Below are 17995 nucleotides of genomic sequence, written 5' to 3' on the forward strand. Positions count from 1 at the left end.
ACATATAAAAACACGTTCACCCCTAAGTAACCAAGTTGCTTGATTTCGAGAAAACCTAAGAATGACACAAACATCATGGTCATAATTAATCACACGCCTCCATAGCTTTTTGGGACGACTTTTTGGCGTATTAAAAACATTCCCTCTATGCTTCATCCCAGAAACGACGCAGATTGTCCATGGCGATTTTGGAAGCGGCTTTGCATTCCTCCATGCCTTCGAACTCCACCGTGATATTGCCATCGTAACCGGAGTCCTTGATCAGCTTGACGATTTTACGGATGGGGATATCACCTTGACCCACGATCGCACCGCGCAGGAAGTTACCATAAGTTGTGGTAAACCACTCCCCTTCCCCTGGATGCTCGTCATACGGACGGAAGTAGAAGTCTTTGAAATGAATGAGCGAAGCGTACGGCAGATTTTTCATCACACCGATAATCGGGTTTTCATCTACACACATGAAGTTGCCAATATCCAGCGTTGTTTTAAAATTCGGCCGATCTACGGCATGCAATACTCGCTGAACCCGATCACTAGCCTGCACACTGAATCCATGATTCTCAATCGTTGTAATCAGCCCGTACTGTGCAGCATAATCGGCAATGATCTGGCTTCCCCTAACCATCAAAGGCAGATGCTGTTCAAACCAGGCAATGGTCGTGCTCTCCTTGGGTAGCCTGAATGAAGTAACGTCGTGGCGCAGATGCCTGACACCCATCCGGTGTGCGACATCCACATGTCTTTTGACCCGAGCCATCTCTTCTTCAAAAGCCTCTTCCGTCTCCTGCACAAAGTTGGCTGGCATAGAATAGTTCGACAGTTCAATCCCAGCTGCTTCGGCGCGCCCCCGAATCGCATCCGCCAGTTCATGATTATCCTCCACCGTGTATCCGTAGGGAACCATCTCCATGTGCTCCCCGCCGTTCGCTGCAATCCAGTCGATTACATCCAGCACCGTCATGGCTCCCGAATTCAGATCATTCAACAAACTGTACGTGCTCAGACCTACCTTCATCTGCTCCACTCCTATCGATATTGTTTGATGAACTGCACGGCTTTGCGAATATCCACTTCCGGTTGATCTCCTACTTCGCGCTCAATGGTCAGATACCCTGTATAGCCAATCTCCTGCAGCGCGGCAAAATAAGCATCAAAATCAACAGCTCCCTCGCCCAGTGGCACTTCGCGGAAAAAGGCGCCGGAAGCTACCATTTCGGCAATTTTCTCATGATCCATCGGAGCATAACCCACAGCACCGTACACGTCCCGTGGATCGACCTCTTTCAGACGCAAGCCATCCTTCACATGCGTATGCACGATATAATCCTTGAGTAGCTTAACACCCTGTACCGGATCATCTCCTGTCACCATCACCATGTTTGCCGGGTCAAAATTGACCGACACCCCGTTCGTGGAGAGGGTATCCAAGAAACTTTTCAGATCAGCAGCCGTTTCCGGCCCCGTCTCGATCGCAAAGTAGGCTCCGACACTTTTGGCGTACTGTCCCAGTTCTTCACATGCAGCGTGCAGTGTTTCGTATACTTCGGAAGAAGGATCATGTGGAACAATACCGATATGTGTGGTCACAATATTTGTGCCCAGATCGAGAGCAAGATCAACAATTCGTTTAGACTTTTCTACTTTCCATGCATTGTCTTCCTTGACCTGAAATCCGTGACCGCCCAGATCACCAACCAATGCTGAGATCTCAAGACCGAGACCATCTATATAACTACGAAGCTCTTTACGAGCCGTTAGCGACAGATTTGCCGGGTCCATCTCCCCCTTCACCGCGTAGATCTGTACGCCTTCTGCACCTGCATCCTTGGTTTTCAACAGCCCTTCCCGCACACCTACGCCAAAACTGTCCACGATTACACCGATCTTATTGGTTAATTTCATGTCGTACCTCCCATGAGATTAGATGAGTTATGCTACCTTTTTTATGGTACAAGCTTTACCGATTTGATTTCATAGGGTTTAAACGTCAGTTTAAACACTCCACCCTCGCAAGTGAGCGGGACAAGCTCATCTTCCAGCAGATTAATGATTGAAGCACTCACGTTTCGTTCATTCCACTGCACCTGTACCGTTTCCCGGCCTCCAATCGATTCATAGAAACGCAGTACCGTTCCTGCTCCGTCCTCCGACACCTTAATCGTATCCAAAATGACATGTTCACTATGGAACTGAACCCAGCTGTGTTCCGAGGGTTTTGTGCCTCCATGTGGTGTGGGTGCAATCACCTGGACCGGATGATTCAGTTCCATCGCACGTTGCACCACATTTGCCTGACGCCAGTCTCCTGCATGTGGCAGTACCGAATATGTGAATGCATGCTGTCCTTGATCGGCATGTACATCAGGCCATTTTGGTGCTCGCAAAAGTGAAAGACGAATCGTGCGATCCTTAATGTCGTAGCCATACTTGCAATCGTTCAACAAACTGATACCACTATTGCCCTCCGAGAGATCAGCCCAGCGATGCCCGCACACCTCAAACTGCGCCCGTTCCCAACTTGTATTGTTATGCGTTGCCCGCTCTAAGGCACCAAACGGAATCTCATAGGTTGCTTTAGCCGCCACCAAATCTGCTGGGAACGCCACCTTGAGCAGCTTGTGACTTTCATTCCAGTCTACCCGAGTTTTAAAATCAACACGCCGCTGATGATGAAACAAAATTACATCCTGGCTAATCTCGGATTCATTCAGCTTCCAGCGGAAACGCAGTACATCCTGCACAGGGCCGCGCTGAACAATCTCTCTGGAGATCAGCTGCACAGCACTCGCCCGCTGAGATTCAAATCTTGGGTCTATATCCCATGCATCCCAGTACGTCGGTTTGTCGTGGAAAAACTGCCACTCATTTGCTCGATCGCCCGGCCTCAACCATTCACGCTCTACCGTCTTGTCATACCATCTTGTGATCTCACCCAAGTCGTTGAATTCGAGCAAATAGAACTCGGTTTCCCAACATGCAGGTATCTGCTCAAGCTTAGCTGTCTTTTGGATCGCTGAACTCACTTCTAGATCTGCATTTGTTGTTTTTTTCCCTACTGGAATGTCGCCCTCACCTGTTGCTCCTAATGCGCTATCCGCTCCCTGTTCTACAGTTACCGCTATTTCTTCTTTTGAATATCGTTCTACTTCTTCTGTCTCGCGCAACCATATGGTGATATACCCGAAGGCAGGAATCGAAGGAACAAGAACATGCAGGCTAACCCCATCTTCACACTTCTCAACCTCGCTAATCAAACGATTCCCATACCGATCATACGCCGCCAAGACATCCCAATCCGTATTCCCTGCGATACAGATTACTTCACTCCGTTCCCAGCCGAGACTATTGAATATAACGTAAGGCTTACCTGATACTTCATTTGTTGCAATGTTATCCGTGAGCGCATCGAGTGACACCTGTAGCACGTCGTCACCAAGCGCAAACACCTTCGTATACTCCTCAGCAGAAGTTACATACACTTCGGGAATCGACGTACCTGGAATAATATCATGGAACTGATTCAACATGATCAGCTTCCAGCCTTCATCAAGCACTTCCTTGCGATCCAACATACGGACGCGATTCTGATCCCACTGGCTCCAGATTTCTGCTTCGCGATAGAGCACCTCGGCCTTGCGGTTGCTGCGTTTATTCCGCGCATGGGTTGTATATGTGCCGCGATGCAGCTCCAGATACAGATCACCATGCCACTTCGGCAGTGTTGGCTTACTCGCTGCAATCCCTTCAAAAAAGGCGCTCGCCGTGCTGAATTGACTGATCGGCTGCCCTGCCATCAGGTGAGAACGCTCCGCAAACTCCACCATATCGTTCGTCACACCGCCGCCACCATCGCCGTGTCCATAAAGCAACATCTGCTCTGCATGAACGTCTTTTTGCTTGTAGGACTGCCAGTGTTCATGCACATCTTTGGGACGTGTATGTTCGTTTACACCATGATTCAGGTAAGACAGCACGGAGGTACCGTCAATCCCCACCCAGTCGAACAGATCATACGGGAACACATTCGTATCATTCCAGTTTAGTTTGGTCGTCATAAAATAAGGAATGTCGGCAAGCCTCAGAATCTGAGGCAGTGAAGCACAATATCCAAACGTATCCGGCAGCCATTCAATGTTCGAACGTTTGCCAAACTCCGACTGATAGAACTGCTGTCCGTACAAAATCTGCCGCACCAGGGACTCACCACTTGGGATATTCAAGTCCGGCTCCACCCACATGCCACCAACCAGTTCCCAACGCCCTTCGGCAATACGTGCCTTCACCCTTTCATACAGCTCAGGATAATGCTCCTTAACAAAAGCATATAGTTGAGGCTGGCTCTGGGAGTACACAAAATCCGGGTATGTGTCCATAAGCGTACACATCGTAGAGAACGTTCGGCTCGATTTGCGCACGGTTTCCCGCACAGGCCAGAGCCAAGCCACATCAATATGAGACTGTCCAACCAGATGCATAAACCCGCTTCGATGCTGCTCCGGATCTTGCCGCTCCACGGTCTGGACGATTCTCTGCTCCAGCTCATGCAGCCATACACCATCCTGCCAGCGTCCCGGATCATGGTACATCTCATCCATCACCTGATGGACAGACCGAACCAGTGTTGTGCGTTTCAAATCTTTCTCCGGTAAAGCCTGCAGCGATTCTGAAAGTACCATTATGCTGTACATCAGGCTCTGCAACGGTTGATTCACATGCACCAGCGCCGCTCGTATCCCCTGAATCGGGGGCTGAATTACCGCTTGCCGATTCAAGGGATCATGCGGTTCAGGGATAGGGTCATACAGCTCGATCTCCAGCTGTGGCGAGATTCCCACACGTTCTCTTGGAAGAGGTACGAAGGTATGATTGCGATCGAGCTCGTGATACGGAACACCGTTGACCTTCATCAACCCTTCCCCACCCGCTTCAAAAATGAATCCGATAGCCTCACCCTGCCACGTCTCAGGAATCTGCACTCTTTTGCTCAGAAAATACGTCGTTCCGTGTGTGCTGTTTAAGGGATTAAGGGAATGCTGGATTACCTCGTGCCCTTCCTGTTCAGATGCTCGATCCTGACCATACGCATATCCCTGCTCATGTGCATATCCCTGCTCATACTCGTATTCTCCCGGCCGAATATATCGGGCTCGCTGCATCTGCCACTCGGGAAGCTCAACGACTTCCAGCCACTGCTTCTGCTTCAAATCTTCGATAAACCGCTGCATTCGGATCATACCTTCACCTCCACCTGTTGTACATGCAGACTGCAAGCCGTCCAGTCCACAGAGCTGCGTCCAACCATCAGCTTGAATTCACCCGGTTCCACCACAGACTGGAGACGGGAGTCGATCAGTGCGAGATGTTCTTTTTGCACTGGAAATGTTACCGTTCGGGTCTCTCCTGGCTCCAGATGGATTTTGCTAAAACCCTTCAGGGCAATTTCAGCCCGGGTAACGGTAGCCGTCACATCGCTAATGTACAGCTGCACGACCTCTTTGCCTGCCACAGCACCCACATTCGTCACTTCGACCTGCACCTGTGCCTCCTCGTCCGGTCCAATCACTTCCGGTGTCACTCGAACATTGTCGTACTTGAAGTCCGTGTAGCTAAGCCCATGTCCGAAAGCATATTGCGGCGTTAGATCCATCTCCAAATACCGTTTGCCGCGCGTCCGTTTCGCATGATAGTACACGGGAAGCTGACCTTCATGTTTGGGAATGGATACGGTCAGTCGTCCCGATGGATTCACATCCCCAAACAGTACATCGGCGATGGCATTGCCTCCTTCCTGCCCCGGATACCATGCTTCCAGAATGGCTGGAATGTGCTCGTCGATCCACGGTTCGGCAATAGGGCGCCCGTTAATATACACCACAACGACCGGCTTCCCCAGCTTATGTATTTCCTGCACCAGTTCTAGCTGCACACCCATCAGGTTCAACGAAGAACGGTCTATGCCTTCCCCGCACTCCATGTCATTCCACGGATCGTCGGTTACCACGGATGCCCCTGTTCGCAGATCAATTGTACCTTCGCCAAAATCACGCGCACTCGATCCACCCATCACCATAACGATGACATCGGCCTGCTCCGCACATGCCAGCGCCTGCGCAAAACCTTCTCTCGAATCCCCCTTAATCCGACATCCGGGTGCATACAGCACCTGAGCAGAATCCGTCCCACCGAGTTTGCGCGTGATACCATCCAGCACCGTCACAATCTGGTCTCTTGGCTGCGGAGAGGTATAATCTCCAAGCTGGTTATAGATATGGTTGGCGTTCGGCCCGATCACAGCCAATTTGGCTCCCTGAGTAGCAAGCGGAAGCACATGGCCTTCATTTTTCAACAGGACGATTCCCTCTTGTGCCACCTCCCGTGCGAGCCGAACATGTTCCTCACACCCGATAACCTTTTCTGCAAAATCAGGATCAACATAAGGCCGCTCAAACAAACCGAGCTTGAATTTCATCTCCAACACGCGTCGTACCGCCACATCCAGCTCCTTCTCTTCCAGTAAACCCTGTTCGAGCGCTTGTGCCAGATGTTTGCGGTACATGAATCCGGACATCTCCATATCTACACCTGCCCGAAGGGACTGTGTCACAGCCTGCTCTCCATTCTCTGCCGTGTTGTGTCCGTTCACCAGCATCTGGATCGCCCCAAAATCAGTAATGACAAATCCGTCAAAACCCCATTCTTCCCGCAAAAGATCATGAAGCAGGTACGTACTGGACGTACAAGGCACACCATCGATCTCATTATAGGCCGTCATGACCGAGCAGGCCCCGGCTTCTACTGCTTGTTTGAACGGTAGCAGGTCAATTTCATGCAACTCACGCATCCCCATATGCACTGGCGCCGCATTGCGTCCTCCCTCTGAACTGCCGTACGCTGTAAAATGTTTAAGTGTCGCTATCACCGTCCGGTCTGAATTAAGACGCTCTCCCTGCAATCCATAGATGGCTTCTACGGCAAACTTTCCGATGAGATAAGCATCTTCGGCAAAACATTCCTCCGTTCGTCCCCATCTCGGGTCACGTACAACATCCAGCACTGGAGAATACGTAGCTGCGCCGCCCTGACTCCGAGTTTCCACAGCGATCGCCTCGCACATCCTGCGATATAGATCGGCATTCCATGTGCTACCTACCGTTAACGGCACAGGAAAGACCGTTGCACCAATAGCCATATGGCCGTGGGAACATTCTTCTCCGAACAGAATCGGAATGCCTAACCGGGAATGTTCTATGGCATATTGCTGAATCACATTCGTGGCTACTGCTCCTTGCCGCGGCGTCAGTCCTGTATCCAAAGTAACTTCTGTCCATGGATCAGCCCTGAGTACACCATACAACGAGCCGACACCACCCTCCGCCATGTCCGCCTCGAACTCTTCGGTTACCTGTACCGTACCGTCTGCCGTTTTCTTGTACGTTTTCCACCCCATAGGTTGGATCAACTGTCCGATCTTCTCTGCGGTAGTCATTCGTTCGAGCAGATCCCGTACCCGCTCCTGAATGGGAAGTGATGCATCTTTGTAGCCCGTTTGCGTTTGCATGTTCACATTCTCCTCCTGCCTGTGAGTTGGTCATACGTGGAGCTTACATCGCCTTGCGATAGTCACTTGGAGCCATGCCGACCACATTTTTAAAAGCACGATTGAAGGAATTGTAATTGGTATATCCCACTTCCTCACTGATCTCCTGAATGGCTTTGTCCGTCTGTTGCATGAGCTGTTTTGCTTTTTCGATCCGGTGACTGATGAGCAGATCCACGAATTTCTCCCCGATCTCATCTTTGAAAAGCTTGCTCAGATACTTCGGATTGATATCGAACAGATCACTAAGGTAATTCAGCGACAGATCGGGATTGTTGTAATGCTCTTCGATATATTTGCGAATCTCCAGAATATGTGACCGATGTTTACGAGAGCATTGCAGTGTCTCCATCTGCTTCGCCAACTCACGGAACCCTTCCAGGCAAAGCTCGCGCAGATCATCCAGCGTCTCCCAACCTTCTAGCCGTGGTAACAATGGCGTAAATATCGCTGCCCATGACTCCTGATATTCACGCGGAAGCTCGGCAAACTCACGATTATAATGCTGGAACAACAGCTGAACCGTGTTCATAATCTCCTGACGAGACAGAACAGACTGACGAATCTGCTTAAACAGCCGTTCGAAGTGCTGTTCCCAAACATCGTCTGATAGCCGCATTGCCTGCACGAGCAAGGAGATGGTCTTAAGAAACTCATACACGTCATTCGTCGAACTCGGTACATCTCCGCACGGTATGATCCGATTGGTGCCCAGAACCGCCTTGTACTCCAGCGCGTGCACAGCCTCTTTAAGCGAAGCTCGAAGCCCGCGAATATCCACAGCAACCCGGCCCACACCAATCGTGACGGTAAAGTTCAAATACTGACCCACCTGATCCAGATAACCACTGAGCAAGCGTTGCTCTGTCTCTTCGGACTGTTCCGTCTCAGGCAACCAGAGGATGGCATACAATCGCTGACTCGAGACCCACTCTGCCCATACCTCGGTTCCTTCTTGCCTTGCACTTTCCTGCAAAATGCTCGACAGCACAAATTTCAGGAGAGCTTGATCCTGCTGATGATACTCATCCACAAACACGTCGTATCGATCCATCTCCACCACCATCACCGCCCAGCGATGCTCTAATGCCGGTAGCTTGAACTTGCTCATCTCCGCAGATAACTCATGACATGTGTAATCCCGCGTACCTTCCAGCAGTTCCTGAAAGAAGACCTTCTTTTGCAAAATCAGATTCTCTTCATGCTCCTCCTGATATTGCTTCGTCTGGTCGATCATGCGCTCCAGCGTGGTATGAATGAAACGGAATTCATTCTCCTTGCCATAGTTCAGTGCAGACGGTTTCTGTGAGGAGACCGTCTGAATCAGGGTAACAATCTGCTGGATCGGTTTATAGTTTCTACGCGTCACATAGACGACCCACACAACCCCGATCAGTACAACAGCGACCGCGAAAATAAACCAGATATTATAAAATTGCAACGTAAACTTGATGATTTTCCCGTTATTTAGCCCCGTCTGCACCTTCCAGCCACTATAGCTGGATGTGAATTCAGAGAAAACCTCTCCCGAAGCGGAAGCTGGCTTGGAAGCAAGCATCTCAGCATCAGGCGTACCACCATGCCAGAGACTTCCCCCGGATCGGTTATAGATGTTCACAAACGTAAATTCAGGGTCGTACATCTGCATAATGGACTTTTGCAGCGTATTCAACTCAACGTTGGTCACTACAAGACCTCTGCCGTTCCCGACATTTCGCACAATCGTAATGACCTGCTCCGCCGATTGGGAAGGAAACGCCTTGAATGATCGTGCGCCGACCCACTTCTGCTCATCCTTCGTCCGGCTGTCTGCAATAAAGGCTGCATCCGGGAATTCGTTGATCGGAACGGACTTGCCATTGCTAAAAACGGTGTTATCGCTGTACCTGACCAGGTAGACCGAGTCGATCAGCGGATATTCTATCTTCAATTCATCGATGACCTTAACGGCCTGAATGCCGGCATAGACATCCTCGCTGCCAGATACCGAGAAATAATTTTTCAGATTCGAGTTGGTCAAAATCTCGCGCAGTACTTTGAAATCAATGGACCGCAAAGAGTTATCCAGATACTGTGTCACCTGTGAAGCCAAAAATTCATTAGCCTTGAGCGCTTCTCTCCGGTTCTGCTCATTAAATACCTGAAAGAAAATAAAAAATAAAATCGTCGTCACAATAAAAAAAATAGGCAAATACGATAACAGCAAACGTCTGAACCAATTGTTGTTCATCTCCGCGCCCCCCACCAATCCATTTCATGTTGCATGACGACAAACCACTTGCACCTTGCCTCTGTTCACAAAGTTTTCATAATTATGCGTTCATTATATCGAATGACGTGGGGTTGTCATAGGAGAAGACTGCCCCGGTCACGGGTGACAGGCGGGACAGTCTGTATTAGATTTACTTTTTCTCAATTGCACGCTGATAAATATCCAGATAATTGCTTAATCCAAGTCCATCAAAACCTTTGACGTATGAATCCCAGTCCTTATCAATGCTCTTGCTGCCAATGATGAACTGAGCCATATTCGTCTGCACATAATCTTTGATCGCGGTGGTCAGTTGAGCTGCTGTCTCGGTATCTTCTGGACGAATAAATACGTTGGCTGGATATACTTCTTTTGGAGCGTACGGTGCATATACTTTCGTCGCTTGAGCAAGCCTTGTACCGTATCCTTCAGCAGACAGTGGATCTTGACCCTCTGCAAACAGATTACGGAACGTATTGGACAAATCATGCGCACCGATCTGTGACCAGCTCTCGTTCACAACCACGTTGGGATCACGTTCAGGCAGGTTGTAATAGCTGTATTTGGCAGGTTCGCCGTTGATGTTTTTCTCATCCGGGCCTGCTTTCTTCCAGCCCTTTCCTTCCGTTGGGCCGTACTCTGCATAGAGTGCACCCTCTTCACTGAACATGTAATCTACAATTTTGATCGCTGCGATCTGTTGTGCTTCGGTCGCTTTGTTGGTGATGGCAAATTCAAACTCACCTACACTTTGCGTTGCTCCAGTCGTCTGCACACCATCCGGTCCTTTGAGTGGGGGCACGATCTCCCAGTGCTGGTGACGGGTAATTTTTTTGTCATACGTATTCACCAGATAGCTCACCAGTGCCGTTGTAATGGAACCAACCACTTCATCTCCTTCTTTGTTCCCCAGTTGACCAATCGCCTGGTCATTCTGTGTGAAGGAAGCCGGGTCGATCAGGCCATCCGCGTACAGCTTGTGCATGTACTCCAGCCCTTTCTTCCATCCCTCCTGGTTGGCGGCAAAACTCACCTTGCCATCGTTCACGATCAGGTATTTATCGTTATCGTTGTATATGAAGCTGTTCATCAGATAGGCATCGATGTTGCCGTTCCACACATATTTGTTCGGTGCACCTGTGAGCGGAATCTCATCGGCTTTGCCGTTGCCGTTCGGGTCTTGGGTTTTGAACGCCTTCAGAACGGTATACAGTTCATCCGTCGTCGTTGGCATTTTCAGCCCCACCTTATCCAGCCACTCTTGGTTGATCCAATACTTCTGCGCATACGTACAGTGGTAACATTCATTAAAAATAGGCAATGCATAGATGTTACCGTCCGGTGCCGTTATGGCATCCTTGAAATAAGGCTTCTCTTCCATCACTTTGGTGAGGTTCGGGCCGTATTGCTTGATCAGGTCTTGAAGCGGGAGGAACACGCCTTGTTTACCATAGGTTTGAAGATCCGAAGTGGTGAATTTGCCGTGCAGGAATACTTCAGGATAATCCCCGCTGGCTAGCAGCAATTGTCTGCGATCCTGCAAAGCGTCTGTCGGGGCCAGATCCCATTTCAAGGTCACGTTGAACTTTTTTTCGATAAACTTGGTGAATTCATTGTCTTCCATCGGTGCTTTACCTTGTGGGGCAAAAAAAGTCATCGTCACCGGGCCGCCGCTCTCGCCGCTCCCCTCGCTACCTGTACCCGCTTTTTCAGATGAACTGCATGCAGATAATATCGTTATCGAAGCTAAGATCAGACACAAAATTGAAATCCAGGATTTTCTCAAGCTGACTCCTCCTTTTTATTCATAACGACAAACCTTTGGTTAAGCTGTTGGGTTGATATAGCCGGCGTGTGCCCCCACCTCCTTTCATAAACCGGCTACCATCTATCCTTTAAGTGAACCGACCATAACCCCTTTGACGAAGTGTTTTTGCACAAAAGGATACATAATCAGAATCGGAATACTTGCGACCACAATCAGCGCATATTTCAGCACCTGCTCGAAGCCCTGATCCCGCATCTGCTGACTTGTATTCGCAAGCATGGCCGGGTCAGCCGCATTCAGAATTAACAAGTTGCGAAGCACATATTGTAATGGGAACAGTTTCTCTGAACGGAGGTAAATGAGTGCATCAAAGTAGGCATTCCAGTGGCCTACTGCGTACATCAGCGTCATGACCGCCAGAATCGGTTTGGAGAGTGGCAGCACCACGCTGATCAGGTAGCGAATATCCCGGCACCCGTCCATCTCGGCAGCTTCACCAAGCTCCTCGGGGATCGACGACTGGAAGAAGGTGCGAGCAACGATGACCTGGAACACGGCAAGCGCTCCGGGCAGCCACATCGCCCAGCGGGTATCCAGCAGATGCAGGTCTTTCATCAGCAGGTAGGTCGGAATCAGACCCCCGTCAAAAAACATCGTAATCATCATGAAAATAATGATCGCTCCCCGTCCATAGAACGACTTACGGGAGAGCGGGTAGGCTAGCATAACCGTCAGAGCGACGTTTATGAACGTACCAACCACGGTGTAGATGATCGTGTTGTAAAACCCGAGCATGAGCTGCTGGCTTTTGAAAATGGAGATGTATGCCTTGATGTTGAAATCAACCGGGAACAGCCACACCTGGCCGGATGTTACGGCACGTGACGAGCTGAATGAGGAACTGACAATGTACAAGAGCGGGTAGAACACCGTTAACAGAATGGCAATCAGAAAGATATAGTTGATGGTCATGAAAATACGGTCGCCAATGGGATCTTTGATTCGGTTCCGATTGATCAGATTAAACATGGACATGCTCCTCCTTTACCACAAGCTGTTCTCGGATACTTTGCGTGAAATGCTGTTAACGATGACCAATAAAATCAGATTGATGATGGAATTAAAGAATCCGACAGCCGCAGAGAAGCTGAAATTTGCTCCGATCAGACCAACCTTGTACACGTACGTGGAGATGACCTCCGAAGCACTTGTATTCAGCGGATTCTGCATCAGGTATATTTTTTCGAAGCCAACGCCCATAATGCTACCCAGACTTAGAATCAACATGATTACGGTCACCGGAACAAGGGTGGGAAGGTCGATGTGCCAGATTTTCCGCAACCTTGAGGCGCCATCCATCTTGGCCGCTTCGTACAGGGATGGATCAACTCCCGCCAAGGCCGCGATGTAGATAATGGAGGAATACCCCATGCCCTGCCATACCCCGGACCAGACATAGATTGATTTGAAATATTCGGGAATCCCCATAAAGTTAGTCATCGGGAAACCCAACCAGGTAAATAACTTGTCTACGACGCCTACATGTGGCGAGAGCATTAGAATGATGATGGATACCATGACAACGGTGGAGATAAAATGCGGTGCATACGTGACCATCTGTACGGTCTTTTTAAAATAACCCGTTCGAATCTCGTTCAGTGCCAAGGCGAGCAAGATCGGTATAGGGAAACCTGCAATGAGGGAATAGAAACTGATGCCAATGGTGTTCTTGATCAGTAGCCAGAAGTTCGGGGAATTAAAGAAGGCTTCAAAATGTTTGAGCCCCACCCATGGGCTACCCCAGATGCCTTTGACTACGCTGAAATCTTTAAAGGCAATCTGCACACCCACCATCGGGATGTATTTGAAGATCAATAGATACAACACCGGAGGTAGCACAAGCAGGTACAGCTCCCAGTGCTTTTTGAAGCTTTTGATAAACGGATGCTGCTTCTTGGGCGCTGTCTGACGTAATTGCTGCAGCTCTATGTCCGCAGGTATGCTATCTGTACCTCGACTCATTTGCGTCACTCCTTCTCAGCCTCAAGTGTAATAATACATTACATTTACAACCCTTTAACGTTCGTTTTTGATGCTAATCCGCTGCCCTTAATCTAATCAATGTTAACAATCATATCAGGTAGCGCTTTCTTAATTTGATAGTACCTTGCCGAGGTCTTTTTGATCAATTTGCAATTTTCTCTGACCTCTCTTTATTCCAAAAACCCTTGTGCAGCAAGTGTTTAAAGCCATGTTCTGTGGGGTTCTGTATGTTTATATGTACAAAAATAAAATTCCGGAGGCCCTGATATCTCCCCCGGAATTGACATGCATTTTTATGATTTGGTGATCAATCTAAATGTATGAGTGATCGGTGCTTGGTTGCTTGTAGCGGATCGTGGCAACTCCACGAGCAGCCCTTCTTCGGTCTGCTGAAACGAAAGTACGTCATTCGTACCGATGAGTTCAATACGCTCCACCTTTTCCACATAAGGAATGATCAGTCGCTCTTCCGGGGTCTCGCTCTCGTTGCGATACATGCGGAAGGCATAGACGGTGTGGATGTCTTCTTTCTGTGTGAATGCCCACTCCTTCGTGTAATACGGTGCGCAAATACGGGTGCCATAAATGCCCTCGCCGTGTGTGTTCAGCCATTCGCCCAGGCCCTGGATGCCTCGAATAGCCCCTTTGGGTAGACGTCCGTCCGGCTGCGGCCCGACATTCAGTGCCAAGTTACCTCCTTTAGATACCACCTCGAGCAAAATGTGTGCAAGCTGCCGTCCCGATTTATATTGATCATCGAAGCCAAAAGCAAACGAATGCCCGACGGTAATACAGCTCTCCCACGGGATATTCATCGGATGCTCGGGGATCGTCTGCTCCGGGGTGACGATGTTTTCATACGGCCCGCCTACGGTGCGATCTGCGGACAGAAGCCAAGGCTGCGTGCTCTTTCTCGCCCGCTCGACCACTTCGCCAAGCCGAATATCCTGACCGTGGCGGCCTTCACGTACCCAGCCTGCATCAAGCCACAGACACTCGATTCGTCCGTAGTTCGTCAGCAGTTCCATGATCTGCTCATGGGTGAACTCCACAAACTTTTCCCACATCCATGGATACTTGTGTGGATCATAAGAGGGCCCGCGCCACATATGCCGTCCACGCTCCATGCCCGGTGCCCAGTAATAAGGGGTGTGCCAGTCTGCTTTGGAGAAATACGCAGAGATACCGAGCCCTTTCGCTCGAAAGGCGTCAAATAGCGTACGGCAGATATCGGCATATTTGTGCTTGTGGAACGGCGTATCCTTGCCCGTAATCCGGTAATCGGTTGTTTTGGTATCCCACATGCAGAAACCGTCGTGGTGCTTGGTCGTAAACAGGAAGTATTTGAAGCCGTTGTCGGCGGCCATCTGTGCCCATTCCTCGGGCTGGAACCGGATCGGATTGAAGGTTTTGTTCAGGTCAAAATATTCACGCTTGAAGTCCTCCATATCGTCCGTCCAGTCCACATCATCCCGTGACCAGTCGCCATCCTCATCACTCAACGCCCATGATTCCACCAAGCCGAGCTGCGAGTACGGCCCCCAGTGCATCATCAAACCGAGCTTCTGATCTTTGAACCACTCCAGCCGCTCTAGTAGCAGTGGATCATCCGGCTTTACCCACTCATCCTCTTTACTAAAGTTGTGTACGCCTGCTTCAACGATGTGCTCTTCCTGCTCTGGCAGGGGGGAATTGGTTTGAGTCAAAATAAAGCATCTCCTTTAGTTGAAATTTCTGACGTTGTAACGAGTTAAAATTTACACTAGGCCACTCCGCGGTCAGAACAATCCTCCGAGCGCTGTTACCCCCGGATTTCTTTGAACTATTTCCCTAATGGAGAAATCCCGGGATAAAGGCGCACGCTTCGCTTCTTCGGCTTATTTCTGTCCTCTCCGTTTTCGTGTAAATAAATGCTGATACAACGTCCAAAGACGGTTTCACCTCGTCGATGGGGTAACTGGTTACGTCGGATTACCTCTTTCCTCCGTTTTGGGTAGAACAAATGATTTAAGATCATTGGCGGATTTACACTGGTCACTCCGTTTTCGTGTAAATTGAATTTTTACAACGTGATTTCCTTGCCCTCGCGCGCGGATTCGTAGATGGCGCACAGCATTTTCATTACCTCTACACCGTCCTCGACGGGGCTAAGGGTTTCTTTTCGGCCCTGCGTGCTATCGATAAAGTGATTGATTTCATTACGGAACGAGCCCATGAAGTCAAAGGATTTGAAATCGACCTGCGGTGTCATGTTCAGAATGGTATCGAACTTCTCGCCAACAATTGAAATCTCGGGCTCCAGCTCGGCTCCGCCTTTGTCGCCATACAGCTTAACCGCTGTTTCATCAGCCTTTGCATGCAGGGTGAAGCTGACATCGACCAGCAGGCTTGCTCCGTTTTCAAAACGGATCAATGCATTCGCCATATCTTCCACGGTGTTCTGTTCTGCATCGTAATCGGCAGCCTTATAGAACGAAAGATTGCGAATGTTTGCCCGGTTGCCGAGACGATTGGAGACGTTAGCGGAAACGGATTTCACCTTCGGTCTACCCATCAGGTACCAGCAAATGTCGATAACATGTACGCCGATATCAATTAACGGGCCGCCGCCGGAGCGACTTTTATCCGCAAACCAGCCACCAGGGTTGCCCAGACGGCGCAGACTGGAGGCTTTGGCATAATAGATTTCGCCAAGTTCACCTTCGTCGATGAATTTTTTCAAAATCTGAGCATTGTCACTATAGCGGCGAACAAAGCCTACTTGTAGCAGCTTACCACTGCGATGAACGGCTTTTTCTACCTCTAATGCATCCTCCACAGTCTGGCAGAGGGGTTTCTCGCAGAGCACGTTTTTGCCCGCATCAAGCGCAGCAATACTGATCTCCGCGTGCGAGTCATTCCAGGTACAGATGCTAACCGAATCGATTTCCGGCAGAGCGAGCAAGTCTCTATAGTCCGTAAACACATGGGTTGCTCCATACTGCTTCGCCACATCGGCGGCACGCGTTTCGTTCAGATCACAGATCGCATAAATCTCTACTTCCGGATTACTGGCATACGCTTGCAGGTGGCAATCGGATATCGAACCGGCACCGATGACAGCGACTTTTAATTTGGACATTTACTACCCCTCCAGTGTTAAAAATGAATACCGTTCAGCTCGGCAGAGCCATCTTTGAAATAAAAGTCTTACGATCCGCAAATCACGCTAATATTTGTTAAACTTTGAAAAATCACATTGACTGCGGCTGCTTTCAACAGCCGATTTTTGGATGAACTCTATTTAAACATACGCCACGCCCTAAACCGCACCTCACAGCACTAAACCAATCGACACGGGATAGCATAGCGATCCCATATCATAGCAAGACACATACCGACACGGTTTCACGCCTCATCCCACAAACGTCGCACGTTATCCATTGCAATGCGCGAGGCGGTTCGGCAATCCTCCATGCCTTCGAATTCAACCGAGATATATCCCTCGTAACCGGACTGCTTCATCACACGGAACACCTCAGGCATGTCGATATCACCATGGCCCACGATAGCACCACGCAGATAATTGCCATGGGAAGTCTGGAACCAGCCTTCGCCGGGATTCCGGGTGGAAGGACGCCAGTAGAAGTCTTTGGCGTGAACGATAGACGCGTGAGCAATGTTATTTTTCACCGCACTCACCGGATCTTCATCCACACAGAGGAAATTGCCGATGTCCAGTGTCGTTTTGAAATTTTCCCGACCCGTCTCATGTAACAGCCGCTGAATCCGCTCGCTCGATTGCACATAATATCCGTGGTTCTCCACACTTGTTGTAATGCCAAAGCCTGCGGCATATTCGGCAATTCGCTGACAGGCTTTGACCAGCACAGGCAGGTCGGCTTCAAACTGTGCTACAGTCCCCTCCGGTGCAGGCCGGAAAGCCACATCGTGGCGCATCAGCTTCACACCCAGGGCAGCGGCGACATCCACGTGGCGCATAACACTCTGAATTTCTTCTTCCAAAGTCTCGGCATTCTCCTGAACCGCAAAGTTTGCTCCAATGGCATAATTCGAGATGTCGACACCAACCTCCCGAGCCGTAGCTTTGATTTCCTCAATTAACGCTGGATTATCGATCAAACTGAAGCCCATCGGTACAATCTCCACATGCTGCCCGCCCTGCTCCGCAATCCACCGAACGGCATCCGGCACAGTCAGCTCCTTACGATCCAACGCTTGCTGCAAACTGTATGTGCTGAGTCCAACTTTCATCTTCCTCATCCTCTCCCTCTCCTGTGATGGGTGTCCATACCCAACGTATACCTTGTTCCAGTCCATAGAGCAATTGCCA

General features: G+C 49.7%; 11 protein-coding genes. All 11 read right to left on the reverse strand.

What is annotated here, in order from left to right:
* Positions 1 to 145 precede the first annotated feature (145 nt).
* Positions 146 to 1018 carry a sugar phosphate isomerase/epimerase family protein gene (locus J2T16_RS24355; protein WP_221790151.1) on the reverse strand — a complete coding sequence of 291 codons (873 nt, stop codon included), beginning with the start codon at positions 1016 to 1018 and terminating at the stop codon, positions 146 to 148.
* An 11-nt stretch (positions 1019 to 1029) separates the two neighbouring features.
* On the reverse strand, positions 1030 to 1905 hold the full coding sequence (locus J2T16_RS24360) for a sugar phosphate isomerase/epimerase family protein (RefSeq protein ID WP_221790150.1): 876 nt from the start codon (positions 1903 to 1905) through the stop codon (positions 1030 to 1032).
* Positions 1906 to 1946: 41 nt separating this feature from the next.
* Entirely contained in the window at positions 1947 to 5237 is a 3291-nt protein-coding gene (locus J2T16_RS24365; RefSeq protein WP_499019418.1) for an alpha-mannosidase, read from the reverse strand.
* Positions 5234 to 7561: a glycoside hydrolase family 3 N-terminal domain-containing protein gene (locus tag J2T16_RS24370; RefSeq protein ID WP_499019419.1), complete on the reverse strand. Its 2328-nt coding sequence runs from the start codon at positions 7559 to 7561 to the stop codon at positions 5234 to 5236. The genes J2T16_RS24365 and J2T16_RS24370 overlap by 4 nt, the downstream gene beginning before the upstream one ends.
* 43 nt (positions 7562 to 7604) lie before the next feature.
* Complete coding sequence (locus J2T16_RS24375) at positions 7605 to 9830, reverse strand: helix-turn-helix domain-containing protein (RefSeq protein WP_336121357.1); 2226 nt, start codon at positions 9828 to 9830, stop codon at positions 7605 to 7607.
* A 172-nt stretch (positions 9831 to 10002) separates the two neighbouring features.
* Complete coding sequence (locus J2T16_RS24380; protein WP_090924236.1) at positions 10003 to 11637, reverse strand: type 2 periplasmic-binding domain-containing protein; 1635 nt, start codon at positions 11635 to 11637, stop codon at positions 10003 to 10005.
* 102 nt (positions 11638 to 11739) lie between these two features.
* Positions 11740 to 12648 carry a carbohydrate ABC transporter permease gene (locus tag J2T16_RS24385; RefSeq protein ID WP_090924237.1) on the reverse strand — a complete coding sequence of 303 codons (909 nt, stop codon included), beginning with the start codon at positions 12646 to 12648 and terminating at the stop codon, positions 11740 to 11742.
* Between the two features lie 15 nt (positions 12649 to 12663).
* The gene (locus J2T16_RS24390) at positions 12664 to 13641 is read right to left on the reverse strand and encodes an ABC transporter permease (RefSeq protein WP_221790144.1); all 978 of its coding nucleotides are present in this window, start codon (positions 13639 to 13641) and stop codon (positions 12664 to 12666) included.
* A 314-nt stretch (positions 13642 to 13955) separates the two neighbouring features.
* Entirely contained in the window at positions 13956 to 15368 is a 1413-nt protein-coding gene (locus J2T16_RS24395) for an alpha-L-fucosidase (RefSeq protein ID WP_221790141.1), read from the reverse strand.
* Positions 15369 to 15724: 356 nt separating this feature from the next.
* Complete coding sequence (locus J2T16_RS24400; RefSeq protein WP_499019420.1) at positions 15725 to 16783, reverse strand: Gfo/Idh/MocA family protein; 1059 nt, start codon at positions 16781 to 16783, stop codon at positions 15725 to 15727.
* Between the two features lie 266 nt (positions 16784 to 17049).
* Positions 17050 to 17916, reverse strand: coding sequence for a sugar phosphate isomerase/epimerase family protein (locus J2T16_RS24405; RefSeq protein ID WP_221790191.1), 867 nt, complete (start codon positions 17914 to 17916; stop codon positions 17050 to 17052).
* Positions 17917 to 17995: the final 79 nt, after the last annotated feature.

The sequence above is a fragment of the Paenibacillus intestini genome (assembly GCF_030803945.1).
In the GTDB taxonomy this organism is placed as follows: domain Bacteria; phylum Bacillota; class Bacilli; order Paenibacillales; family Paenibacillaceae; genus Paenibacillus; species Paenibacillus polysaccharolyticus.